The organism is Cobetia sp. PDI-23MA, from assembly GCF_059507735.1.
This window is the reverse complement of the sequence record NZ_CM183352.1, coordinates 3,729,792-3,754,193: the sequence shown is the minus strand read 5'-3', so window position 1 is coordinate 3,754,193 and position 24,402 is coordinate 3,729,792. Positions and strand designations below refer to the sequence as shown.

The 24,402-nt window shown below is 59.8% G+C and carries 19 protein-coding genes; 16 read left to right on the top strand and 3 right to left on the bottom strand.

Annotated features, from left to right (window positions below; all coding sequences use genetic code 11):
• Positions 1 to 5 precede the first annotated feature (5 nt).
• The 10 genes from AC5WNJ_RS15915 (at position 6) to thiO (ending at position 12,442) form a co-directional block, all read left to right on the top strand.
• The gene (locus tag AC5WNJ_RS15915) at positions 6 to 3,620 is read left to right on the top strand and encodes a pilus assembly protein (RefSeq protein ID WP_495930179.1); all 3,615 of its coding nucleotides are present in this window, start codon (positions 6 to 8) and stop codon (positions 3,618 to 3,620) included.
• A 10-nt stretch (positions 3,621 to 3,630) separates the two neighbouring features.
• Positions 3,631 to 3,969, top strand: coding sequence for a hypothetical protein (locus AC5WNJ_RS15910; RefSeq protein WP_495930178.1), 339 nt, complete (start codon positions 3,631 to 3,633; stop codon positions 3,967 to 3,969).
• 56 nt (positions 3,970 to 4,025) lie between these two features.
• Entirely contained in the window at positions 4,026 to 4,454 is a 429-nt protein-coding gene (locus AC5WNJ_RS15905; protein ID WP_495930177.1) for a type IV pilin protein, read from the top strand.
• Between the two features lie 203 nt (positions 4,455 to 4,657).
• On the top strand, positions 4,658 to 5,236 hold the full coding sequence (locus AC5WNJ_RS15900) for a GspH/FimT family pseudopilin (RefSeq protein ID WP_495930176.1): 579 nt from the start codon (positions 4,658 to 4,660) through the stop codon (positions 5,234 to 5,236).
• A complete protein-coding gene (locus AC5WNJ_RS15895; protein ID WP_495930175.1) occupies positions 5,229 to 5,702 on the top strand; it encodes a type IV pilus modification PilV family protein in 474 nt (157 codons plus the stop codon). The genes AC5WNJ_RS15900 and AC5WNJ_RS15895 overlap by 8 nt, the downstream gene beginning before the upstream one ends.
• A complete protein-coding gene (locus AC5WNJ_RS15890) occupies positions 5,699 to 6,655 on the top strand; it encodes a PilW family protein (RefSeq protein WP_495930174.1) in 957 nt (318 codons plus the stop codon). Before AC5WNJ_RS15895 ends, AC5WNJ_RS15890 begins: the two co-directional genes overlap by 4 nt.
• A 35-nt stretch (positions 6,656 to 6,690) precedes the next feature.
• Positions 6,691 to 7,173 carry a pilus assembly PilX family protein gene (locus AC5WNJ_RS15885; protein ID WP_495930173.1) on the top strand — a complete coding sequence of 161 codons (483 nt, stop codon included), beginning with the start codon at positions 6,691 to 6,693 and terminating at the stop codon, positions 7,171 to 7,173.
• A gap of 11 nt (positions 7,174 to 7,184) precedes the next feature.
• Positions 7,185 to 10,622, top strand: a complete 3,438-nt coding sequence (locus AC5WNJ_RS15880) for a pilus assembly protein (protein ID WP_495930172.1) — start codon at positions 7,185 to 7,187, stop codon at positions 10,620 to 10,622.
• A gap of 83 nt (positions 10,623 to 10,705) precedes the next feature.
• Positions 10,706 to 11,164: a type IV pilin protein gene (locus tag AC5WNJ_RS15875; RefSeq protein WP_495930171.1), complete on the top strand. Its 459-nt coding sequence runs from the start codon at positions 10,706 to 10,708 to the stop codon at positions 11,162 to 11,164.
• A gap of 132 nt (positions 11,165 to 11,296) precedes the next feature.
• Positions 11,297 to 12,442 carry a glycine oxidase ThiO gene (gene thiO, locus AC5WNJ_RS15870; RefSeq protein ID WP_495930170.1) on the top strand — a complete coding sequence of 382 codons (1,146 nt, stop codon included), beginning with the start codon at positions 11,297 to 11,299 and terminating at the stop codon, positions 12,440 to 12,442.
• A 49-nt stretch (positions 12,443 to 12,491) separates the two neighbouring features.
• Here the strand turns inward: thiO and AC5WNJ_RS15865 are convergent, their stop codons facing one another.
• On the bottom strand, positions 12,492 to 12,755 hold the full coding sequence (locus AC5WNJ_RS15865; protein ID WP_166020093.1) for a PP0621 family protein: 264 nt from the start codon (positions 12,753 to 12,755) through the stop codon (positions 12,492 to 12,494).
• A 180-nt stretch (positions 12,756 to 12,935) separates the two neighbouring features.
• On the opposite strand from AC5WNJ_RS15865, the gene AC5WNJ_RS15860 reads away from it, so the two are divergent.
• On the top strand, positions 12,936 to 14,570 hold the full coding sequence (locus AC5WNJ_RS15860; RefSeq protein WP_495930169.1) for an NAD+ synthase: 1,635 nt from the start codon (positions 12,936 to 12,938) through the stop codon (positions 14,568 to 14,570).
• Between the two features lie 147 nt (positions 14,571 to 14,717).
• Here AC5WNJ_RS15860 and AC5WNJ_RS15855 read toward each other — a convergent pair whose 3' ends face one another.
• The gene (locus AC5WNJ_RS15855) at positions 14,718 to 15,521 is read right to left on the bottom strand and encodes an outer membrane protein assembly factor BamD (RefSeq protein WP_054556941.1); all 804 of its coding nucleotides are present in this window, start codon (positions 15,519 to 15,521) and stop codon (positions 14,718 to 14,720) included.
• 94 nt (positions 15,522 to 15,615) lie between these two features.
• Between AC5WNJ_RS15855 and rluD the strand changes: the two genes are divergently transcribed.
• From rluD to ilvN, 5 genes are all read left to right on the top strand, one after another.
• On the top strand, positions 15,616 to 16,569 hold the full coding sequence (gene rluD, locus AC5WNJ_RS15850; RefSeq protein ID WP_054556942.1) for a 23S rRNA pseudouridine(1911/1915/1917) synthase RluD: 954 nt from the start codon (positions 15,616 to 15,618) through the stop codon (positions 16,567 to 16,569).
• A gap of 39 nt (positions 16,570 to 16,608) precedes the next feature.
• The gene (pgeF, locus tag AC5WNJ_RS15845) at positions 16,609 to 17,385 is read left to right on the top strand and encodes a peptidoglycan editing factor PgeF (protein ID WP_495930168.1); all 777 of its coding nucleotides are present in this window, start codon (positions 16,609 to 16,611) and stop codon (positions 17,383 to 17,385) included.
• 305 nt (positions 17,386 to 17,690) lie between these two features.
• Entirely contained in the window at positions 17,691 to 20,339 is a 2,649-nt protein-coding gene (clpB, locus tag AC5WNJ_RS15840) for an ATP-dependent chaperone ClpB (RefSeq protein WP_495930167.1), read from the top strand.
• 576 nt (positions 20,340 to 20,915) lie between these two features.
• Entirely contained in the window at positions 20,916 to 22,640 is a 1,725-nt protein-coding gene (locus AC5WNJ_RS15835) for an acetolactate synthase 3 large subunit (RefSeq protein ID WP_176678129.1), read from the top strand.
• A complete protein-coding gene (ilvN, locus tag AC5WNJ_RS15830) occupies positions 22,640 to 23,131 on the top strand; it encodes an acetolactate synthase small subunit (protein WP_176678128.1) in 492 nt (163 codons plus the stop codon). The genes AC5WNJ_RS15835 and ilvN overlap by 1 nt, the downstream gene beginning before the upstream one ends.
• A 91-nt stretch (positions 23,132 to 23,222) precedes the next feature.
• On the opposite strand, the gene ilvY is transcribed toward ilvN, so the two are convergent.
• A complete protein-coding gene (gene ilvY, locus AC5WNJ_RS15825; protein ID WP_176678127.1) occupies positions 23,223 to 24,152 on the bottom strand; it encodes an HTH-type transcriptional activator IlvY in 930 nt (309 codons plus the stop codon).
• Between the last annotated feature and the right edge of the window lie 250 nt (positions 24,153 to 24,402).

Below are 24,402 nucleotides of genomic sequence, written 5' to 3'. Positions count from 1 at the left end.
TGAACATGCGTTATCTGCTAAGTGGTGCCCTATGCCTTGTCGCCTTGCCCTGTCTGGCGGCCCCCGGGGAAATCGCCCGCGCCCCGGTCACGGAAGCGACCGGGGTTCAGCCCAATATCCTGTTCATTCTGGATGATTCGGGCAGCATGGCCTGGGAGGATACGCTCAACAAGGGGGTGGAACACTGGAGCCTCCAGCCGGCTTCCTCACTGATGGGATACACCGGGGTGTATTCCAAGAGCCTAGCCACGGTAAGAAACAATCATGATGCCGATGATCGTATCTTCAGCTATACGGATCTTGGCGGGGCCGTCGGTGCCTGCATGGGTTTCAATGTCATGGCCTACAATCCTGCGCTGACCTACACCCCCTGGGCAGGAGTGGACAAGGCGGGTATCGCCTATCAGAACATGCGCCTGTCGTACGTCCGGGATGACCCCTACGAGCCTACCAGCTGGGCCAGGCTGAACAGCGATGTCTACTATGTGCGCTGGGACGACAATGGCGATGGGGACTATGACTATGGTGAATGCGGGCTCTACCGGGATGGTGCGGGGCGCCTGTATCTGGACGACGATCATGTCGTAGAGGTGGATGACCTGTCCGCGGCTCAGCAAGTCAACTTCGCCAACTGGTTCACCTACTATCGCGACCGCATGCTGGTTGCCAAATCCGCCATGGCCGGTGTGATCAATGCCAATGAGTCCCGGGTCGGGCTACGCACCATCCAGGGTCGCAACAACCGCAACGTCGCGGACATGACGGACTCAGATGAGCGTGATGATCTGATGGAGGAGCTGTTCACCGCCTATCCCTCCGGTGGCACCCCTCTGCGTACCGCGCTCAAGAATGCCGGTGAGTATTACTCCAGCACTGGTCGTTCAGCCCCCATTCTGAGTGCCGATGAAGGCGGCATGTGCCAGCAGAACTATTCCATCCTGATGACTGACGGCTACTGGAATGGTTCAAGCCCCAGTGTCGGAAACGTCGATGGTGGCAGTGGCGACTTCATCAGTGCCAGTCATCGTGACAGCTATTCCAATACGCTTGGCGATGTCGCGATGAAATATTATCGCGAGGACCTGCGGAGTGACTTGATCAACAGCGTGCCTACCATACCGGGAGTGGATGAAAACTTCGCTCAGCACATGGTGACCTACACCGTCGCTTTTGGTGTGGATGGCTCGCTGTCCGAGAACCCTGCTGATCTTGAATCTGCCTTTACCTGGCCGCAGCCTTCCGCCAATGCCAATACCACCATTGATGATCTGCGCCATGCGGCCTGGAACGGACGTGGTGAATATCTCAGCGCCGCCAATCCGCAGGCATTGATTGATGCGCTGAACAATATCGCGCAGTCCATCGCAGGGCGCGCGGCCAGTACCGGTAGCCTGGACATCAGTAGTGGGGGGCAGACCAGCGGCGCATACGTGATTCAGACCATCTATGACCCCGCTGATTGGTCGGGCGATGTCGTGGCACGCAAGATCGGCAGCAATGGCACCTTGAGTCAGACCTCGGAATGGTCCGTCGCGGAGTGGTTACGTGAGGATGCCAGTCGTAGCACAAGCCGCAAGGTGATCACCTACAACCCGGGTATCACCGAGGTGGATGAGAAGGCGTTCTTCTTCAATATCGAGGAGGCCGGATCACTGGAGGCCGAACAGGTACTGGACCTCGTGGGTTTCCTCGATGAAACACTTCTGTCAGACACGTTGTTGGCAACGCTGCGGAGAACCGTCCGGGATGATGACGACGACGACGACGACGATGATGACGACGACGATGATGATGGCATTCTTGGCAGTGTCGGCTCAGTGGTAGGAGGTGTCACCAGTGGCGTGACTCAGCTGACGGGGCGCGTCCTGGACACTACCGGTACCTTCCTGAAGCTGGATGGCGCCAATCTTGGCGTCAGAACGTCGGATCTCGAGAATCTGATCGGCTACCTCAAGGGTGACGATGCCTACGAGGGTACCTTGTTCCGCGAGCGTGACGACAACTATCTCGGGGATATCGTGCATGCCTCGCCGGCGATCGTCGGTCCGCCTTCGGCCAGCTATCGCAATGACATGGAAGTGTCTTCGTACCGCTCTTTCAAGACGCTGTATGAGGACCGCCAGAACATGATCTACATCGGTGCCAATGACGGCATGCTGCACGCCATCGACATGGAGACCGGTGAAGAGAAGTTCGCCTACATGCCGTACGCCGCCTTCAGCATTGAGAACGGGCGTGGTATTCGCCAGCTCGCGGATCAGAATTACGTACACCAGTACTATGTCGATGCCACGCCAGTTGCGCGTGACGTACATGTCCAGTTGGGCGATGAGGATGCGCCCGGTTGGCACTCGGTCCTGCTGGGTGGGCTGGGCGCTGGTGGCAAGGCGGTCTACATGCTGGATATCACCGATCCTGAAGGCTTCGAATCATTGGGTGAATCCGACGGCACCTCGCCGGCCGAGATCGTGCAGTGGGAATTCACGCACGAGGACCTCGGCTATACCTTCAGTGATATTCAGGTAGCGCGTCTGGATGACGGCAAGTGGTATGCCATCTTCGGCAATGGCTACAACGCCGACAGCGATGGACGTGCCAAGTTGTTCATCGTGGACCTGGAAGACCCCGACAACTATGCGCTGCTTGATTCTCAACAGGGCAGCAATGCTGGTGGTTCCTGCACCTCTGCCAGCAGTGACTGCAATGGCATGTCGAGTCCTGAGCTGGCCGACATCGACGCCGATGGCATCACCGACTGGGTCTATGCCGGCGATCTGCATGGCAATGTCTGGGTGTTCGACATGCGCGAGTTCTCGCTGAGCAACATCGGCAGCAGCGAAATATCGCGTCTTTTCCAGTCATGTGCCGTTGCCCTTAACAGCACGTCATCGACCTGCCCGGCAGCTTCCCGTCAGCCCATCACATCGCGGGTAGCCGTGGCACGCAGCGGTGTCTTCAACAGCACCGTCGATACGCCGTACCTGAATGTGTACTGGGGCACCGGGCAATTGCTGACGCTGCAGGATGCGGTCGATACCTCGACGCAATCCTTCTACAGCGTGCTGCATACCGGGTCTTCGACTCGCCGTCATCATGGCCAGCTGGAAAAGCAGAGCTTCTCCAATATCAGCGGCGTGAGTGACGCGCGGACGGTCACGGGGGTAGGCGTCGATTATTCCAATCAGAACAACAATGGTATGCAGTACGGCTGGTATCTGGAGCTACCGGACTCCGGTGAGCGTCTGGTGACCATCCCGGCTGTCCGTGGTGATCTGATTGTCTTCAATACCACCATCCCGGGCTCCAATGGCCCCTGTACTGGCGGTGCCAGTGGTTGGCTGAATGCGCTCAGCTTGCGCAACGGTCTGCAGCCGGTACGCAGTTACAACAATGTGCAGCAGGTCTTTGATTACAACGGTGATGGCGAGGTCAACGCGAGCGACAACGTCAACAATCAGGTCGTACTCTCGATCAAGACAGAAGGCGAGCCCACCTCACCGAAATTCCTGGGTGATACCCAGTATGTCGGTCAGGGTGGCACCAATCAGGTGGTCGAAATGGCCATGGACTTCGGGATCGATGGGCTGGAAGGCCGTAGTGCCTGGTATCAGCTGCGCTAGGAGAGAGACCATGAAGACATCACGACTCAAGCTGACTGGTAGTGGACTGATGCTGGCGGCGGGCTTGCTCTTCACGAGCTGGAGCTCCCAGGCCCTGGCGGAAGATGCCCCGATTCCGCTGGTCATGGAGCAGAGCGTCACCGGCGTCATCGACGAGCGAGAGGGGGATCAGCTACTCGTCGACGACATGGGGTTCGTGCTTCAGCCGGAGAGCCGGATACTCAATCGCGATGGGCGCGAGCTGAAGGCCTTCCACCTCACGCCGGGGCAGGAGGTCGAGGTGCGCTTCGACCCACGTGGTGAGCCGAAGCAGGTCATCGAGATCACGCTACTACGTAGGGGGCGCTGATGATCAGGCGAGCTGGAGGTTCTCGAGCACAAGGCGGCTTCGGTCTGCTGGAGCTCATGATTGCGGTGACCATCATCGGCATTCTGGCGGCGATCGCCTATCCCAGCTATCAGGACCAGGTGGAGCGTTCACGTCGTACCGATGCCACCACCGCCTTGCTGGCGCTTGCCCAGACCCAGGAGCGCATCATGGCAACCTGCGGTGAATACGCGACGGCCAGCGTGACAGCGGCGACCAGCTGTGGAGATGCGCTCGGCGGCGGTGGTGGCGGTATCGGATTGGGTCAGGCAGATGCGGTCAGTGAGGAAGGTTTCTACAATCTCGCCGTCGCAGGGGATGCAGACAGCTATACCCTGACTGCCACTGCTACCGGCAGTCAGGCCAATGATGAGGACTGCGCCACCTTTACGCTCACGGAGTTGGGAGTGAAGGGCGCGGCAGTTCTCGCCGACTCGGAAGGCACTGACAGTAGTGATTGCTGGTAAGCACTGATAATCGATATTGCATGCCAAGCCCCAAAGCCCCGATCTTCGATGATCGGGGCTTTTTTTGACCATGTGATGGTATTTCAGGGCACGCACTCTTGAGTGCATGCCCCCTGATCTTGTTGTTAAGTATCGGCTGAGTGAGAATGCGCAACTGCTTAACTGCGAATGTTTGCATTTTAGTCATCTTTCGGATCATTCCAATGGAAGAGTCAACGAAGCAACACCTCTCGGCTGCTGCCGGACTTTCTGGCAAGTGGGGCCGTGCGATGCATGGCTTTACCCTTGTCGAGCTGATGGTCACCATTGCGGTATTGGCCATCATCTCGACCGTCGCTGTGCCTGCCTGGCAGGGATTCATTACCCGTCAGGAGGTTGCAAGCACGACCGAGACACTCACCACTGCTCTCAACTATGCGCGGAGCACCGCCGTGACTCGAGGGCGCCAGGTTTCCGTGTGTCCGCTCAGTGGTGATGGTAGTCGCTGTGAAGATACGACTGCGTGGAACAATGGCTGGGCAGTGGTACTGGGGAGCCCCGCAGATGCAATGAGCAACTTCAACTCCGACAAGGTTGAGGTTCTGCGCGAACATGCCGGCAGTGCTTCAGTGCAGATCGCTAGCAAAAACATTTCCTTTGATAGCCAGGGCGCGGTGAACAGCACAACACGTCTTCTGATATGCGGCCATGCAGCATCACAAGCTCATCGTCAGCTGGGGTTGTCTATCATCGGCCGCCTGGTGCCAGAGGCGTATGGCGCCGGAGGAATGAGCTGTGGATAAGGCATGCTGTCCAGTACGGCCCAACGAGCAAGGAACCAGCCTGATCGAGGCATTGATTGCCGTGCTGTTGATGGGGCTTGCATTGCTCGGGTTTGCATTGATGCAGATGGAAACGTTGCAGGCGAATAATGAAAGCTTTTCGCGTACTGAAGCGCGCATCCTGCTTGTTGGCATGGCTGAGCGTATTCAAGCAAATCCCGAAGGTCGGTATTCGGGGAGCAGTACGGAAACGGCGACTGAGCAGAAGGCCTTGACCGATGATGATGCTCTGGCAGCCCACGATGTCTGGGCTTGGCAACAAAGGCTTTCCACTAGCCGTTTACCTGAGTCCATAGGCACTATCACTGAACGTGGCGGCCAACTTGATCTCTCCCTTTCCTGGCAAGCGGCAGCCGACAAGGGGAGTGCCGGAGGTGGGGATAGCCAAACACTCACTGAGACACTTCAGATCCGGGTTACCCCATGAAGCCATCATTCGGTCACCATCAGTTCCGACAGCGAAGTCCCCGACGCCAGCAAGGCATTGGCCTGGTCGAGTTGATGCTAGGGTTGGTGCTGGGACTATTCATCACTGGTATGGCGCTTCAGTACTTCTTGACCACACGCGCTACCGCGACGACCCAAGAAGCACTGTCCTATCTTCAGGAAAGTGCTCGTCATGTTTCACATCGCCTGCAGCCAGTCATGCGTAACATTGGCTTCTCGGGGTGTACGCCCTGGTCGAGTGTCAGTGACAACACGGGAACTCACGCTCAGCCACTGGCCGTTGAGTCGGTGACTGAGGACGGGATGAGCTATGATCGCCTTGCCATGCAGATTCCCGCCTTGGCTCTGGCCAGTGACGGTCAACGTGGTTGGCAGTTGTCTTCTTCGGCAGCCCAGGGAGATCGCTCCCTTGACGTGAAGAACTTCAGTGGCGATCAGCTGGCGCCGGGCAGTTATGTCATGATCAGTGATTGCGAAAGTGGTGACATTGACACTATCAGTAGTCGTGAGGATGGCAAATTGTCGTTATCGAGTGGCTTGCAACACGGCTATGGGGGCAATCAACAAACCCGTCCTTTTGTCTACCCTTTCGAGCGTTGGTATCTGGTAATGCTTGCCTCGACCGGCAGCGACCCGCAACGGCTCTGCCTGAGTTCGGACAATGCATCAGGTGATGGTCCCGCAGCTGGATGTGCAGAGGAGCTGGCCAGTTACGTGAATGGGATACAACTTCGTTTTGACCTTGCCGTAGGCAGCGGCTATGCCGTTGACCAGACGGCCAGCGAAGTCGCCGGCCGTTGGGATCAAGTTCGGCGTATCCACCTTGATCTGGTGCTCAGCACTCCGCCTTCACTTCAGATTGAAGGCGAAGCTGGTGGCACCATGCGACGTACCTTCTCCATGACGTTCAGCCCACGGAACCTTGGCTTATGAGTCCTCGTTATGCTTCGGCCCACCAGCAAGGTGGTATGGTGCTGCTGATGGTCCTGGTCATGCTGGTAGTCGTGGGCATGATGGCTGTGTCGGGCAGTGAAAATACTCAGTTGCAAACCCGTATGACGGTCAATGTGCAGCAATATGACACCGCTTATGCACGGGCTGAAGGATTGTTGAAAGAGGCTGAGGAACAGCTGGAAAGTGGTGGCATTTCACTGGGCGAATTTTCGACAGGAGAGAGCAACGGACTCTACGACCTGACGGTATCGGGTGTTGATGCGCCGAGTGATCTGCTGGCTCCAGATGACTGGGCCGGTATCGGTCATTTGACGGATGACGAGAACGGGAATTACATCATCGAGTACCTGGGCAGCACGGTTCAGGGCATTCTCAATGCCGATAATATGAACAATGCCTTGCCTGAAAATGGATATCGCATTACTGCAGCAGGTTGGAGCGGTAGTGATCGCCAGGCTCTGGCAGTCGTGCAGAGCGAAATCGTACTGGCACAGTAAGGATGCTTTATATGGACTCTCGTTCCCTTCGTTATTGTCTGTTGCCTGTATATGGACTGGTGCTTTTCACCACAGCCAATGACACGGCTTCCGCGGATGATGCGCGCATTCTCTCTCAGCTTCCGATTACCCAGAATGTGGGCGTGACTCCCAATGTCTTATTGTTATTGGACGATTCTGGCTCGATGTCTTTTGAAGATACCTTCGAGGGAGGGGAGTCAGGAGTAGGCTATACCAAATTATATGGTACAAGGCCAGAAGGATTATGTGGGCGTACACGTTGTAAAAGATATGTCTCATATGGACAGTATGAGTATTACTATAGTTACAGTCGGTATGGGTACCTGAATGTCGAGAAGCTTTCGGGAAAATATTTTTGCTCTTCGAAAAACTCACAGGCTTATAATCCAAATATGGTGTATGAGCCTTGGAAGTTGACATCGGAGGGTGAAAGAGCACCTCAGATTAACCCGAAAAGGGCATTGATTGATTATGCAAAGGGTAACATCTCTAGCAATCGCGTTGACTTGACAGATGTCAAGCGAGGCTTCACTTATTATTCGGGTAGCGACTGCAGTGTGGCAAACCGCGTGGCGAATCTGACACCTTCGCAGCAGAATAATTATGCCAATTGGTTTACTTATTATCGTGATCGTTTGAGTGTGGGTAAAGCTGCCAGCTTGGAACTGTTGACAGGAACACAATATCGTACTGGTTTCGTGACGATAAACCCTGATGCTAGTACAGCTCAGCAGGTGGCTGTTGATGACATCGTTACCAGGCTTCTGAATACGGTCGGTGGTCTGCTGAATTCGCTTCTGGGCGGAGTTTCAGTCAATACCAATTCGCACTTTGACAAGATACGTGATGCCATTGCTACCAGTGTAATTAGCAGTGTCAATAGTTACCGCGGCACACCATTACGTGAAGCACTTTACCGTGCTGGTGAATATTATAGCGGTAATGCTTCACCTATCTTGAGTGCTGATTTGGGCGGTATGTGTCAGCAAAATTTCACTATCCTGGTTACGGATGGCTTCTGGAATCGCGAGAGTACCAGTGGCGATCGTACTCGTGTTGAGTCGATCGGAGATGCAAATAATGATGGGCGACGTTGGTATTACTCCAATGGTGGATATGGAGGCAAAACGACATTAGCGGATGTTGCCTATTACTACGCGAATAAGGACCTCAAGGAATCATTGGGTAGTGGTAGTTATGAAAACCAGGTGATGACGACCTATACCGTCGCATTTGGTGTCGAAGCTGATGATGACAGGTGGAATACTCGACTGAATAGCGACATACCTGGATATGTGCAGGAATCGACTTCCAGCACCATCGATGACCTCAAGCAAGCTGCGGAAGATGGAGGTGGCCTCTACTTCAATGCTGCAGATCCTGCGGCGCTGGTTGATGCGCTGGCAGCCATATCACGAGATATCGTGGCGCGTGGTGAGAGTGTCAGCGGTGTGGCGACCAATCTGAGTACCGCGCAGGTGGAAGCTGGTGGCATGGTGCTTCAGGCCAGTTATTCGCCGGCCAGCTGGTCGGGTGAAGTCACGGCGGTATCGGCCGTGTCTCAGGGAGGTTCCGATGCCGAGGTAGTGGATAGCGGAACATTCGAGGCAAATCAGGAGGCCCCTGGATGGAATGCATCGGACAGGCTGACGGCCAATCTCAATAAGTCAGGAATCGCCAGCCGCAAGGTCTATACCGCGGGTAACGGTTCCACAGTCGTGTTTTCAGCGGACAACCTCACCAGTGCTCAGCAGAAGGATCTGGAGCGTTATGCGCCCGATGATCTGAGCAAAAGTGAGGGACGCGAGGCGGTGGTCGCCTGGCTCAAAGGGAGTCGCGCACTCGAGGGCAAGGGCCTGCGTGCCCGTCAGAGTAGTGTGCTGGGAGATATCATTGGATCTTCGCCCGTCGTTGTGACTCGCGATGGCAGAAATGATCAGGGCAGTGTCTTTGTGGGAGCCAATGACGGCATGTTGCATGCCTTTGATCTCGAATCTGGTGATGAGCAGTTCGCGTATATTCCTGAGCTGTTGTTCAGCCAGGAAGATGGAGAAGGACTCGGTTATCTGGCAAGTACCGGTTACCAGCATCGTTATTATGTTGATGCCGTACCGCGTGTGACGACCCTGTCCGAGGGTAATACCTGGCTAGCCTCCGGGTTGGGTGGTGGTGGCCGTGGGGTCTTCGTGCTCAATGTCACCGATGTCGTCAAGGGGCGTGAGGTCTCTGCCGCTGGTCTGGCTGGTTGGGAGCTGGGGCCTGACGTTGCCGGCAGCGGCTTGAAGGACAAGGATATCGGCCATGTGTATGGTGATGTGCATATCGGAAAGCTCAACAATGGTCAGCAGGCGTTATTGGTGCCCAATGGCTTGAAGCCTGACAACGATCTGGCTCCAGCCACACTTTTCCTGCGTGACCTGAAGAGTGGCATGGGTATCGCCAAGCTTGCTGGAGGCACTGCTGCTGGAGAGTTGACCAGTATTCAGGTGGCGGATATCGACAGTAACGGGACGATTGATTTCGCTTACGGCGGCGATATGAATGGGCGGTTATGGAAGTTCAATCTCAGTGAGAAAGACCCTTCCAAATGGAAGGCTAGCCTGCTTTTCACAGCGAAGTGTGATGCAAGTGCTGGTGGGAGTTGTGCTGACGGAAGTGTCCAGCCGATCACGGTCAAGCCGACATTGAGTCGACTTTCAGGCGCAACGTATACCATGGACAAACCCAATCTGTTGATTTCATTCGGGACGGGCGAGCAGCTCTACACCCCGATTGATGATGACGTGGCCAGCCAGCAGAGTCTGTATACCGTACTGGATGATGGCAAGCATCTCGGTCTGGGACGTGAACAGCTTGAGCGGCGAGCGTTCACTGGGCTGGAATATCATGAGGGTGAGATTATCGGGCGCACGTTGAATGGGAAGCGCTTCGACTATGGGCAGCAACTGGTTGACGAGGATTCCCGCTATGGCTGGTATCTGGATCTCATCGATGATGGCGAGGAGGTCGTCCAGCCTGCCAGTCTGCTGGGAAATCTGCTGGTCGTCGCAACACGCACTGACGGGGGCGGCAGTAACTTCTGTGAAGCCAATAGCAGTGGTTGGTTGATCGCGGTAGATTCTCAGACAGGCTTGCCCTCCTATGACAGTGGCAACTCAAGTTATGTGCCGGTCTTTGATCTCAATGAGGATGGTGTCTTCGATTCAGGCGATATTCCGCTTGCCACTTCGCAGGACGGCACCGCTGCAGATGAGGTTTTCATCAGCATCAAGCTGTCAGGTGAACCTGGCGGCCTGGCCAGCATCGGCAATCATGTCTTTGTCGCTACAGGGGCCAGTGGCAACGCCTCCGGTACGGTTACTCCGTTTGAACTCAATGTACAGACATCTGCGACCTCTGGCCGTGTCTCCTGGTACCAGCTGCGCTGAGGCCTCGGTAAAGCGTGTGCTTTTATTGCTTATGTCAGCCACCGCAACTTGCCGCGGTGGCTGTTTCACGACAGGACATGCTCATGATTGAACATGCCATTGCGGCACGTATAGACAGTCAGTCAAGTTCGTATAGAAGAGGGCGAGGCTTCAGCCTGATCGAGTTGATGATAGTGGTTGCCATCGTCGGCATTCTGGCTGCCATCGCGTATCCCAGTTACCAGAATCATGTTCTACGTACCCACCGCGAGGACGCTCATGTCGCGCTGGTGTCGCTGGCACAGGCGCAGGAGCGCTACATGGCGCGCTGTGGTGAATACTCATCCAGTATCGGGGGTGACGCGAGCTGTGATGATGACGGTTTGGGGCGTGCGACCACGTCGCCTGATGGCTTTTACACATTGAGTCTTGATGGCAATGCAACTGCTTTTACTGTCAAGGCGACGGCGACAGGTGTCCAAGCTCGCGATACTGAGTGCAAGTCCTTGAGCTTGAGTAGTACCGGGCGCCGTACGGCTGAAGGCGACGGCGACTGCTGGTAGCCGTGAATCGCTCGGCTGTGGCCAATGCTGGAGACTCGGCGCAATGCTGGATTGCCTGCGGCTCGCTTGCACCGCCTTGCGGGCGGCGTATTCTTGACCCCTTTCCCGGGCTGATGGCAGGAGCGAACAGGCGTGAATGACTTTGTGGTGGTAGGCGGTGGCGTGATCGGCATGCTGACTGCGCTGGAGCTGGCGGATGGCGGTGCCGAGGTTACGCTGGTCGAGCGAGGCCAGTGTGGGCGTGAGGCGTCATGGGCGGGCGGCGGTATCGTCTCGCCGTTGTATCCGTGGCGTTATCGCGCGCCCATCTCACGCCTGTCTGCCTGGTCGGAAGGCTTCTATCCCACGTTGGCCGAGCGCCTGATCGAGACCACCGGCATCGACCCCGAATATCGCCAGCAGGGTCTGCTGTATCTGAATGTCGAGGATGCCGAGCAGGCACTGGCCTGGTCCCGGGAATATGCCAAGCCGCTGACGCGCGTGGACGCCGACTTCGTCTATGACAAGGCTCCGGCGGTCGCGTCCGGTTGCGAATCGGCGCTGTGGATGCCGACGCTGGGCAGCATCCGCAATCCGCGTCTGGGCAAGTCACTGCGCGCCGCGCTCGACGCTCACCCGCGCGTGCGCCTGCTGGAGAATGTCGCGGTGCAGGGCATTCTGCTGCAGGACGACACTGCCATCGGCGTACAGACCGCCAATTCGGTGCTGTCTGCTGGCCAGGTCGTGGTCTGCGGTGGTGCCTGGAGTCGAGAGATTCTGAGTGAGGCGGGGCTTGCGCTGCCGGTGCGGCCGGTACGAGGCCAGATGGTACTGTTCAAGGCGCCCAAGGGGCTGGTGGAGCGCGTAGTGCTCAAGAATGGGCGCTATGTGATACCGCGGGGCGATGGCCGTATCGTGGCCGGCTCGACGTTGGAGGAGGTCGGTTTCGACAAGGCGACCACCCTTGAGGCGCGCGAGTCACTGATCAAGAGCGCCTGCGAGATCATCCCCGAGTTGGCGCAGTGTGAGGTCGAGCACCACTGGGCGGGACTGCGCCCCGGTTCGCCGACCGGCACGCCCTTCATCGGTGCCGTGCCTGAACGCCGCCACCTGCACGTCAATGCCGGCCATTACCGCAACGGGCTGGTACTGGCGCCGGCCTCGACCCGGCTGATGGCGGATCAACTGCTCGGGCGTACACCGATCATCGACCCAGCCCCCTATCAGCCCGAGGCCCTGCTGACCGAGATCGCTGCTCTGGATACATCATCAGATGCCGTCGAGACCCGCTGGGCCTGAGGGATTGTGTGTTGTCGTTCGCCAGCGAGCATCTCGTCTCGGTGGCGAATCATTTGCGCGGTCCTTCGTCGAGGAAATGTTGCTGGTGTTCCTGGCAGCAGAAATGCAGCGCCTCATGGCGGATGGCGTCATTTTCCGGCAGATGCAGATCGCAGTAGGCGCAGCGCACCATGTTCTGCGCCTCGCGCTCGGCAGGTTGGCCGTCATTGTGGCTGTCCTGGCTCAGCTTCCATTGGCGATACATGCGGTAAAGGCGCAGGCCGGCCCAGAACAGGGCGACGAAAACCAGCAGACGGATGATCAACAGGCTCATTCCTATATGACTCCCAGATGAGGCGGCGCGCGTGGCTTTTGCCAGCGGCGCGACCTTGCGGGACAATGGCGGCCAACATGATGACAGGTGGGCCGGTGCACGGCTCAGTGATCTGAGCCAGATGTCTGGCCACAGTGTACTGGCCCCTTATCGAACCGCCAATCGAGAGATCCTTACCGCATGCAAGATCTGACTCTGGTGATGGCCCAGCTCGACCCGCTGGTCGGTGATATTCCCGGCAACACTGCGCGTGCCATCGAATCGGTGCGTGAAGCGAGTCTTGAGCACAAGGCTGATGTCGTAGTGCTGCCCGAGTTGTGTCTGACCGGCTACCCGCCGGAAGACCTGCTGCTGCGCGAGTCCATGGAATCCCGCCTCGAGGAGGCGCGCGCCCAGATGGCGAAGAAGGTCACACCGGGCGTGATGGTCATCGTCGGTTACCCCGGCATGCGTGACGGCAAGCGCTACAACCTGGCCGGCGTGCTCAAGGATGGTGAGTGGATCGCCGAGTATGCCAAGCAGGCCTTGCCCAACTATCAGGTCTTCGATGAGCAGCGCTACTTCACGCCGGGCACCGAGCCGTGTGTGGTCGAGTGTCGCGGCGCCCGTCTGGGCATCGTCATCTGCGAAGACCTGTGGGACGGTACGCCGGTCCGTCAGGCGCGCGATGCCGGTGCCGAGATTCTCGTCAGCCTCAACGCCTCGCCCTATCACCTGGAGAAGCCGGCCGAGCGCAATCAGCTGTTCGCCGAGCGGGCCGCCGAGGTCAATTGCCCGCTGGTCTATGTCAATCAGATCGGCGGTCAGGATGAGCTGGTCTTCGATGGGGGCTCTGCTGCCATCGATGCCGACGGCAAGACCTGCGTGCAGGCGCCGTGGTGGGATGTCGGCCTGATGCCGGTGCAGTTCCTCAAGGAGGAAGGTGGCAGCTGGGCGCCGCAGAGCGGCGAGATCGCCGAGCTGCTGTCGCCGGAGGAGTCACTCTACTGTGCACTGGTCACCGGGCTGCGTGACTACGTCAACAAGAGTGGCTTCAAGGGGGTGGTGCTGGGGCTTTCCGGGGGCATCGATTCCGGCCTGTCGCTGGCCATCGCCGTCGATGCGCTGGGCGCGGACCGCGTGCACGCCGTGATGATGCCGTATCACTACACCGCGGACATCTCCAAGGAAGACGCCGCCGAGCAGGCCAGGCTGCTGGGCGTGAATTATGAGGTGATGCCCATCGCACCGATGGTCGAGGCCTTCACCGAGACCCTGGCGGAGAGCTTCGCTGGCAGCGAGCGCGACACCACCGAGGAGAATCTGCAATCGCGGTGCCGTGGCGTGCTGTTGATGGCCATCTCCAACAAGAAGGGCCTGATGGTGCTGACCACCGGCAACAAGAGCGAGATGGCGGTGGGTTACGCCACGCTCTACGGCGATATGGTCGGCGGCTACAACGCGCTCAAGGATGTCTACAAGAGCTGGGTGTTCCGTCTCGCCAACTGGCGCAACACCATGGGCCCGGCGATTCCGGAGCGCGTCATCACGCGCCCGCCGTCCGCCGAGCTCGCCGAAGACCAGCTCGACAGCGATTCGCTGCCGGACTACGACACCCTGGATGCGATTCTCACCCACTACATCGAGGGTGACATGAGCGCCGAGGCGATCATCCGCTCTGGCTTCGAGGAAGAGGATGTCTATCGCGTGGTGCGTCTGGTCGACCGTACCGAGTACAAGCGTCGTCAGGCGCCGGTGGGTGTGCGTGTCACGCCGCGCGGCTTCGGGCGGGACCGCCGCTACCCGATCGTCAATGGCTGGGTGGCCGGCGATTGAGGCAACTCATGTCCGGTATCAGGGATTGCGGATTCTTTGCGCAAGACGCTGAAATCGCCTGAATTCGACGATTCTGGCCATGCTGGCAGCACGAAAAAGCCCGTGATCATCGATCACGGGCTTTTCGATGGTGGCGCCAGCTAGTCGTCAGACCGTCAGGTCGTCAGCCTTCACGTAACGCGGCTCGAAGGTACGGCCATCCAGACGTTCATTGTCCGGATCATTCTGGATTAGCACCTTGAGCGTCTCGCTGGCACGGTCACGCAGACCGAGGCCCAGATAGCCCTCGACCATCACGGCCAGCGCATCGCGGGTGGCAGGAGTGTTAGGGTAGTGCTCAATGACCCACTCGCCACGCTTCACGGCAGCCAGATAGGCCTGCTTGCGCAGGTAGAAATCGGCTGTCTGCAGCTCGCCGCGTGCCAGTACATTGCGCAGATAGATGATGCGCTGACGGGAATCTGCCGCGTAGGTGCTGTTGGGGAAGCGACGTACCAGCTCACCGAAGTCGACGTAGGCATCGCGTGTCGCGCCCAGGTCACGCTTGGAAATATCGATCAGATCTAGGGATTCAAGGCTGAAGCGGCCCGCGCTGTACGCTGCCAGTCCACGCATGTAGTAGGCATAATCGACCTGCGGGTGATCGGGGTGCAGGCGAATGAAACGGCTGGCCGCGGCGCGTGCCGCCTCCCAGTTGTCGACCTGGTAATAGGCGTAGATCAGCTCCAGCTGCGACTGTTCGGCGTAGCTGCCGAACGGGAAGCGAGTATCCAGGGCTTCAAGTTGTTGCACAGCGGAGTTGAAGCGGCTGGTATCCAGAGAAACCTGGGCCTGACGATACAGGTCCTGCTCCTGAAGATCCGGTGCCGGCTCGTTGGACGCACAGCCAGCCAGCAAGGTGCTGGCCAGGGCGAGGGCAGTCAAGGGAAGGGCGCGCATCGGTTTCCTCATCTCGGGCAATCCATGGCGGGCATGCTAGAATCCGCCGATCCGCACTCACTATAAAGCAAAGGCCCTTTCGTGCGAAACGGCCTCAGAGAGCAATATGGCAGACACCATCAACCGCGAAGAGCGGATCCCGGAGGCGATGATCGGCATGCGCCTTGATCAGGCCTGCGCCGAGATCTTCTCCGACTATTCCCGCGAGCGTCTCAAGCACTGGATCAAGACCGGTGCGCTGACCCTCGACGGTGCCGCCGTCAAACCCCGCGAGAAGGTCTATGGCGGTGAACGTCTGGCCCTGACCGCCGAGCTTGAAGAGGAAGTCAGCCACGAGCCGGAAGATATCGAGCTCGAGATCGTCTATGAAGACGACGACGTGCTGGTCATCAACAAGGAACACGGCATGGTCGTGCACCCGGGCGCGGGTAACCACGATGGCACGCTGCTCAACGCCATCCTGCATCATTGCCCGGGCAATTCCATGATGCCGCGTGCCGGTATCGTGCACCGTCTCGACAAGGACACCAGCGGACTGATGGTGGTGGCCAAGTCATTGACCGCCCAGGCGGACCTGGTCGAGCAGCTGCAGGCCCGTACCGTATCGCGGGAGTATGATGCCGTCGTCACGGGCGTGCTGACCTCCGGTGCCACCGTGGATGCGCCCATCGGGCGTCACCCCAAGGACCGCAAGCGTCAGGCCGTCACTCACAGTGGCAAGCCGGCGGTCACCCACTTCCGCGTGGTGGAGCGTTTCCGAGGCCACACCCATATCCGCTGCAAGCTGGAAACCGGGCGTACCCACCAGATTCGCGTGCACATGGCGCACCAGCGCTATCCGCTGGTTGGAGACCCGGTCTACGGCGGGCGTCTGAAGCTGCCGCCGGGGGCCAGTGACCCGCTCAAGGAGCTGCTGCGCCAGTTCCCGCGTCAGGCACTGCATGCCCGCCGTCTCGCCTTCATCCACCCGATCACGGGCAAGGAAGTCGAATTCCGCGCCGAGATGCCGGGCGACATGCTCGTGTTGATCGACTATCTCAAGGAAGACATCGCTCGCTGAGGCGGCAGGCTCGCGCGACACGCCGCACAAGGAGAGGTTATGCACGACGAGAGTCTACGCCCGACCCTGATACTGCCGGACTGGCCCGCGCCGAGCCCGGTGCAGGCCTTCGTGACCACGCGTGAGAGCGGCCCCAGCCAGGGGCCGTATGCCGGCTTCAATCCGGCGCTGCACGTCGGCGATGACCCGGCGATGGTAGCGCAGGTGCGTGAGCTGCTTGCGGCGGAGGTCGATGACGGCCGTCCGCTGGCGTGGCTGGATCAGGTGCACGGCACTCAGGTGGTGGATGCCTTCGATGTCTGCCACGCCGAGGGCCGGCCGGATGCCCCGCCACGGGCGGATGCCTGCATCAGTACCGGCACCGGGCAGGCCTGTGTGGTGATGACGGCGGACTGCCTGCCGGTGCTGTTCTGTGATCGGCAGGGTACGCGTGTCGGCGTGGCGCATGCGGGCTGGCGCGGGCTGGTCGAAGGCGTGCTGGAAGCTACCATCGAGCGTCTCGGCGATGACCCCGGCGAGCTGATGGCCTGGCTGGGCCCGGCGATCTCCAATGCGCAGTTCGAGGTCGGCCCCGAGGTGCGTGACGCATTCATCGCGGACCTGCCTGAGGCCGATGATGCCTTCGAGGCCAGTCCCTACCGGCTTGGTCATTACATGTGCGACCTCTACAAGCTGGCACGTCTGCGTCTCGAGCGTGCCGGAGTCGGTCATGTCAGTGGCGGCCACTTCTGCACCGCCTCGGAGTCGCGTTTCTACTCCCATCGTCGTGATGATGGCGTGACCGGGCGCCTCGCCACGGTGATCTGGCTGCGCTGAGGCGCTGAGCAGAAATCACTGTCCAGGGCTTTGGTCTGCGCATTCCACAAGCTCGACATTCAGTACCCACAAATGCCCCGTTGACCTGATGTTCCAGGTCGGCGGGGCGTTTCTGTGTGGCAAAGGTGATGGCCGGCGGGGCGGGAAACTGACCTGGATCAGGCAAATGGCACAACATGCTGCAGTGCGGCGAATCCTGCCTTGAAAGCCGTGCACCAGTCCCCATCTTGAGAGTCAGATACGAAAAGTTACAGGCGAAGCTCCTGAGAAAAGGAGTACCGCCATGACTCTCAGGAGACAGCACCATGCGCATCGACAAACTCACCAGCAAGCTGCAGAACGCTCTGGCGGATGCCCAGTCGCTCGCCGTCGGGCGAGGCCACAATGAAATTCACCCACAGCATCTGCTGCTGGCGCTGCTGGAGGACCGTGATGGCGGTCTCAAGGCACTGGTCAACAAGGCGGGCGGCGATGCCACCAGTCTGATGAGTGGTCTCAAGCGCCAGCTGGATGACCTGCCGACCGTGTCCCAGTTCGACGGCAATGTCGCGCCCTCGCAGGCCCTCGGCAAGCTTCTGAATCTGGCCGATCGTGAAGCGCAGAAGCGCGGCGATCAATTCATCGCCTCCGAGCTCGCGCTGCTGGCCGCGCTGGAGCTGGGCGGTGATCTCGGCAAGCTGTTCACCTCCTCGGGCATCAAGAAGCCCGCCCTGACCTCCGCCATCGATGCACTGCGCGGTGGCGAAGCCGTGGGCGATGCCGATGCCGAGAACAATCGCGAGGCGCTCAACAAGTACACCCTGGATCTCACCGAGCGCGCGCGGGATGGCAAGCTCGACCCGGTGATCGGGCGTGACGAGGAAATTCGGCGCACGATCCAGGTGCTGCAGCGTCGCACCAAGAACAACCCGGTGTTGATCGGTGAACCTGGTGTCGGCAAGACCGCCATCGTCGAGGGGCTGGCCAGCCGTATCGTCAATGGTGAGGTGCCGGAAGGTCTCAAGAACAAGCGCGTGCTGTCTCTCGACATGGGCTCGTTGCTGGCGGGGGCCAAGTTCCGCGGTGAATTCGAGGAGCGCCTCAAGTCGGTGCTGAAGGAGCTGGCGCAGGAAGAAGGCCAGGTCATCCTGTTCATCGACGAGCTGCACACCATGGTCGGCGCGGGCAAGGCCGAAGGCGCGATGGACGCCGGCAACATGCTCAAGCCGGCGCTGGCGCGTGGCGAGCTGCACTGTGTCGGTGCCACCACGCTTGACGAGTATCGCCAGTACATCGAGAAGGACGCCGCACTCGAGCGCCGCTTCCAGAAGGTGCAGGTCGACCAGCCCAGCGAGGAAGACACCATCGCCATCCTGCGTGGCCTGAAGGAGCGCTACGAGGTACACCACGGGGTCGACATCACCGACAGTGCCATCATCGCCGCTGCACGGCTGTCCTCGCGTTACATCACGGACCGCCAGCTGCCGGACAAGGCGATCGACCTGATCGACGAGGCCGCGTCACGCATCCGCATGGAGCTGGATTCCAAGCCTGAGGAGATGGACCGCCTCGATCGCCGCCTGATCCAGCTCAAGATGGAGCGGGAAGCGCTCAAGAAGGAGACTGATGAGGCGGCGCTCAAGCGCCTCGGCGCGCTTGAGGACCAGATATCGGAGCTGGAGCGCGAATACGCCGACCTCGATGAAGTCTGGAAGGCCGAGAAGTCCAGCATCCAGGGCGCGGCCCAGTTCAAGGCGGAGCTGGAACAGGCGCGTATCGATCTGGAGCAGGCACGCCGCGCCGGTGACCTCAGCTGTATGTCGGAGCTGCAGTACGGCGTGATTCCGGGGCTCGAGAAGCAGATCAGCGAAGCCGGCGAAGGTGAGGCGGATACCTCTGCCCACGTGCTGCTGCGCTCCAATGTCACCGAGGAGGAGATTGCCGAGGTCGTCTCGCGCTGGACCGGCATTCCGGTCGCCAAGATGCTCGAAGGCGAGCGTGACAAGCTGCTGCGCATGGAAGAGGCGCTGCACGAGAAAGTGATCGGTCAGGACGAGGCGGTGATCGCGGTGTCCAATGCGGTACGTCGCTCACGCGCGGGGCTGTCGGATCCGAATCGTCCCAACGGCTCCTTCCTGTTCCTTGGTCCGACCGGCGTCGGCAAGACGGAGCTCTGCAAGTCACTGGCCAGCTTCCTGTTCGACACCGAAGAGGCGATGGTGCGCATCGACATGTCCGAGTTCATGGAGAAGCACTCCGTGGCCCGCTTGATCGGCGCGCCTCCCGGCTATGTCGGCTATGAAGAGGGCGGCTATCTGACCGAGGCCGTGCGCCGCAAGCCATACTCCGTGCTGCTGCTCGACGAGGTCGAGAAGGCACACCCGGATGTCTTCAACATCCTGCTGCAGGTGCTGGAAGATGGCCGTCTGACCGATGGCCAGGGGCGTACCGTCGATTTCCGCAACACCGTGATCGTGATGACCTCCAACCTGGGCTCGGAAATGATCCAGCGCATGAGCGGCCTCAATGGCGAGCTGGCGGAAGACGATGGCAGTACGGAAAGTGCCGACGAGCGTGCCGAGCGCAAGGCGGCCTTCCAGTACGACGACATGAAGACGGCGGTGATGGAAGTCGTCGGCAATCACTTCCGACCGGAGCTGATCAACCGCATCGATGAAGTGGTCGTGTTCCACGCGCTGGGGCAGGCGCAGATTGCTTCCATCGCGGGCATCCAGCTTGAACGTCTCAAGGCGCGCCTGGCCGATCGCGATCTCGGCTTCGACATCACCGATGCCGCGATGGCGCTGCTGGCCAAGGCAGGCTTCGATCCGGTCTATGGCGCTCGTCCGCTCAAGCGCGCCATCCAGAGTCGTATCGAGAATCCGCTGGCCCAGGCGCTGCTGGGTGGTGACTTCGTGCCCGGTGATGTGATCCGTGTCGACGAAGAGGGCGGGGAACTGACCTTCACGCGCTGAAACGCGTGCCCGTGCGCGCCGCCCCACCGTGACGAAAACGCCCTTCCGCTTGCGGAGGGGCGTTTTCGTGTCTGCCGTCCGAACGCAAATAGACAACCCGGCGTGAGGTAGGCTGAAATTCACGAAGCAGAAAATTGCGAATTTATGGCTTTTGGTGAGGTTTTGCGCACGCTTATGGCCGGATTCGTTGTTACCGGTGTGGCATTTGGCGCAGGCGGCGCACACTGGCGTAAGGTTGAGTTGACAGCCACTTGCGGCTGTTGGACTCTTGACCATTCCTGATTGCGGGCGCGGCCATTCGGGCGACCCTCGAAGCGCCGCGTGAAGGACAGACGCTGAGTCGCTGTCCGCCTGTCAAAGGATACGCCGGTCCGGGTACGCCAACCGTACCGACCGGCCATCAGCCCCGACCGCATCCAACCGATGCGACAAGAGTGCAGGCCCTAACCGGGCCGCAGACGCCAGGGTTTGGCATCAGGTGCCGCAATTTCTGCGGTAGCGACATTCAGGTCGCACTCGATCCGGCTTGCGCATTGCCGCCGGACGCACTCGAGACCTCCAGGGGAGAATAACCAAGTGGAATTGCTTTCCGGCGCTGACATGATCGCCCGCGCCCTGCACGACGAGGGCGTGGAATATATTTACGGCTATCCCGGTGGAGCGGCGCTGCATATCTATGACGCCCTGTTCCGCCAGGACAAGGTCCAGCACGTTCTGGTCCGTCACGAGCAGGCCGCGACCCACGCCGCCGATGGTTACGCGCGCGCCTCCGGCAAGCCGGGTGTGGTGCTGGTCACCTCAGGCCCGGGCGCGACCAATGCCGTCACCGGTATCGCTACGGCCTACATGGACTCGATTCCCATGGTCGTGCTGTGTGGTCAGGTCGCCAGTCACCTGATCGGTGAAGACGCCTTCCAGGAAACCGACATCGTCGGCGTGACTCGCCCGATCGTGAAGCACAGCTTCTCGATCAAGCACCCGAGCGAGATTCCCGAGGTGATCAAGAAGGCCTTCTATCTGGCCTCCAGTGGTCGCCCGGGGCCGGTCGTCATCGATATCCCGAAGGACATGACCGCCCCGACCGAACGCTATGAGTACAGCTACCCCAAGAAGGTACGCATGCGCTCCTACAGCCCGGTCACCCGTGGCCACAGTGGCCAGATCAAGAAAGCCGTGGAGCTGATGCTCAAGGCACGTCGCCCGCTGTTCTTCACCGGTGGCGGTGTGGTGTCCGGGCGTGCCAGCGAAGCGCTGACTGACCTGGTACGCCGCCTCAACTTCCCGATCACCACTTCGCTGATGGGCATCGGTGCCTACCCGCAGGGGGATCGGCAGTGCCTGGGCTGGCCCGGCATGCACGGCTCCTACGAGTCGAACAATGCCATGCACCACGCCGATCTGATCATCTGCATCGGTGCGCGCTTCGATGACCGCGTGACCAACAACACCTCGAAGTTCTGCCCGACGGCCAAGATCATCCACGTCGACATCGACCCGAGCTCGGTCTCCAAGACCGTGCGCGCCGATGTGCCGATCGTCGGTCCGGCCGATGCCGTGATCAACGAGATGATCAGCCTCGTGCAGGGCCGCGAGCTGGCCAACCCCGATGCACTGGAGGCCTGGTGGTCCCAGATCGATGGCTGGCGTGCCGAGCGTGAAGGCAAGCTGTACGAGCCGTCCGCCCCGGGTGAGCCGCTCAAGCCGCAGCAGGTGGTGGAAGCCGTGCACCGTGCGACGCGTGGCGAAGCCTTCGTCGCCACCGATGTCGGTCAGCACCAGATGTTCGCTGCCCAGTACTACAAGTTCCAGCGGCCCAACCGCTGGATCACCTCCGGTGGTCTGGGCACCATGGGCTTCGGCTTCCCGGCGGCCATGGGCATCAAGATGTCCTACCCGGAAGACGATGTGGTGCTGTTCACCGGTGAAGGCAGCTTCCAGATGATGATGCAGGAGTTCTCGACCTGTAAGCAGTACGGGATCGGGGTCAAGATCATCAACCTCAACAACCAGTCGCTGGGCATGGTGCGTCAGTGGCAGGACCTGAACTACAAGTCCCGTCACTCGCATTCCTATATGGAGTCGCTGCCTGACTTCGTGCAGCTGGCGGGTGCCTATGGCTTCCGTGCCATCAAGGTGCACACGGTGGAGGAGCTCGAGCCTGCGCTGGAAGACGCCTTCCGCAACAAGGACGAGCTGGTGTTCCTCGACATCTATGTCGACCCGCGTGAACACGTCTACCCGATGCAGGTGCCTCTCGGCTCCATGCGTGACATGCTGCTTACGAAGACGGAGCGGACCTGATGCGCCATATCATCTCCATTCTGATGGAAAACGAACCGGGCGCGCTGTCACGGGTCGTCGGCCTGTTTTCACAGCGTAACTTCAACATCGAGACCCTCAACGTGGCGCCGACCGAAGACGCGACCCTGTCCCGTCTGACCGTCACCACGGTCGGTGAAGATCGTGTCATCGAGCAGATCACCAAGCAGCTCAACAAGCTGGTGGATGTGGTCAAGCTGGTGGACCTCACCGAGGGCAGCCACATCGAGCGCGAGCTGATGCTGGTCAAGGTCAAGGCGTTGGGCGCCCAGCGTGACGAGATCAAGCGCACGGCGGACATCTTCCGTGCCCAGATCGTCGATATCACCCCGAGCCTCTATACCATTCAGATCACCGGTGACGGCGGCAAGCTGGATGCCTTCCTGGCGGCGATGCAGCCGGTGGGCGTGATGGAAGTGGCACGTACCGGTGTCTCCGGCATCGCACGCGGTGAAAAGGTGTTGAGCCTGTAAGACGGTGGTAGTGGAATCGCAACACAAGAACGGCGCCCCTCGGGGCGCCGTTTTCGTTGCTGCGCCATTCTTGTTGGCTCGCTATCAGGCATCAATCAACGGGTCGCTGCGGCGAGCCGGGCAGTTGCTCCCATAACGCGCGCACCAGCGGATGACGCAGGCGTTTTTCCTGTACGCACAGGCCGACCTTGTAGGGGGTCAGCGGAGGATCGACCTCAAGGATGCGCACCTGATCGGCCAGCGGCGAATTGTCGAGCACGATCTGTGGCACCACACCGATCCCGAAGCCCAGCCCGACCATGCTGACGATGGCCTCATTGCCGGCAACCTGAGCATACAGACGTGGCTTGATGCCGCGCTCGTGGCACCAGGCATCGAAGCGCTCACGTGCCAGGCCGGTCTCCGACAGGATCATCGGCACGCGGGCCCAGTCGATGTGACCGTCGCCCGCCACTGAATCATCGGCCTCCCCGATGCCTTCCAGCCGCTGGCCGGGGCCATCATGTCGCGGCGCAATAAAGCGTAGCGGCGATTCGGCGAAGTCGGTAAAGGCCAGGCGGGAAGGCAGCACATCCGGACGCGCGGCGATTGCCAGGTCCTCATGGCCCATCAGCACACGCTCCAGCGCCACGGCAGGGTCACCGGTATGCAGCTTGAGCTCCACGTGCGGGTGGCGGGCGCGGAAGGTGGCCAGAATCTCGTAAAGAAAGCTGTAGCTGGCAGTCACCGAGCAATACAGGGAGAGCTCGCCACGCAATTCATCGCTGTCTTCCAGCAGTGACTGACGAATGTCATCCCACTGACTCAGGAGTTCGCGAGCATGACGACGGAAGCGTTCACCCGCCGGTGTCAGCGCGACGCTGCGGTTGTCGCGCTCGAACAGGCTGACGCCCAGCTCTTCCTCCATGGCCCGGATGGCTCGTGACAGGGCAGAGGCGCTCAGGTGGCAGGCAGTGCTGGCGCGCCCGAAATGTAGCGTTTCGGCGAGGGTCAGGAATTGCTTGAGTTGGCGATTGTCCATGCCGGAGTCCACTGTCGGTGAGTGCTGTAGAGGGAAATGCCTTGTATTGCGTAATATGGCATATAATGGTGCAAATATAGCATTTTACGCAATGTCGAGGTACAGGTAAGGTGGACTCATCGCCGCGCAGGAGGAGGGCGGCAGACCTTGATCCAAGGCGCACGACCTCCCCAGGACGCAGAGCGGCCGAGACAGATGGCCGTCGGCGCTGGACACTGTCATACGCCTTTCCCTCGTGGGAAGGGTCGCA

Excerpts from the sequence above, each read along its gene's own strand:
- AC5WNJ_RS15915 (WP_495930179.1), top strand. The coding sequence starts at position 6 with ATGCGTTATCTGCTAAGTGGTGCCCTATGCCTTGTCGCCTTGCCCTGT.
- AC5WNJ_RS15910 (WP_495930178.1), top strand. The coding sequence starts at position 3,631 with ATGAAGACATCACGACTCAAGCTGACTGGTAGTGGACTGATGCTGGCG.
- AC5WNJ_RS15905 (WP_495930177.1), top strand. The coding sequence starts at position 4,026 with ATGATTGCGGTGACCATCATCGGCATTCTGGCGGCGATCGCCTATCCC.
- AC5WNJ_RS15900 (WP_495930176.1), top strand. The coding sequence starts at position 4,658 with ATGGAAGAGTCAACGAAGCAACACCTCTCGGCTGCTGCCGGACTTTCT.
- AC5WNJ_RS15890 (WP_495930174.1), top strand. The coding sequence starts at position 5,699 with ATGAAGCCATCATTCGGTCACCATCAGTTCCGACAGCGAAGTCCCCGA.
- AC5WNJ_RS15885 (WP_495930173.1), top strand. The coding sequence starts at position 6,691 with ATGGTGCTGCTGATGGTCCTGGTCATGCTGGTAGTCGTGGGCATGATG.
- AC5WNJ_RS15880 (WP_495930172.1), top strand. The coding sequence starts at position 7,185 with ATGGACTCTCGTTCCCTTCGTTATTGTCTGTTGCCTGTATATGGACTG.
- AC5WNJ_RS15875 (WP_495930171.1), top strand. The coding sequence starts at position 10,706 with ATGATTGAACATGCCATTGCGGCACGTATAGACAGTCAGTCAAGTTCG.
- AC5WNJ_RS15865 (WP_166020093.1), bottom strand. The coding sequence starts at position 12,755 with ATGAGCCTGTTGATCATCCGTCTGCTGGTTTTCGTCGCCCTGTTCTGG.
- AC5WNJ_RS15860 (WP_495930169.1), top strand. The coding sequence starts at position 12,936 with ATGCAAGATCTGACTCTGGTGATGGCCCAGCTCGACCCGCTGGTCGGT.
- AC5WNJ_RS15855 (WP_054556941.1), bottom strand. The coding sequence starts at position 15,521 with ATGAGGAAACCGATGCGCGCCCTTCCCTTGACTGCCCTCGCCCTGGCC.
- rluD (WP_054556942.1), top strand. The coding sequence starts at position 15,616 with ATGGCAGACACCATCAACCGCGAAGAGCGGATCCCGGAGGCGATGATC.
- pgeF (WP_495930168.1), top strand. The coding sequence starts at position 16,609 with ATGCACGACGAGAGTCTACGCCCGACCCTGATACTGCCGGACTGGCCC.
- clpB (WP_495930167.1), top strand. The coding sequence starts at position 17,691 with ATGCGCATCGACAAACTCACCAGCAAGCTGCAGAACGCTCTGGCGGAT.
- ilvN (WP_176678128.1), top strand. The coding sequence starts at position 22,640 with ATGCGCCATATCATCTCCATTCTGATGGAAAACGAACCGGGCGCGCTG.
- ilvY (WP_176678127.1), bottom strand. The coding sequence starts at position 24,152 with ATGGACAATCGCCAACTCAAGCAATTCCTGACCCTCGCCGAAACGCTA.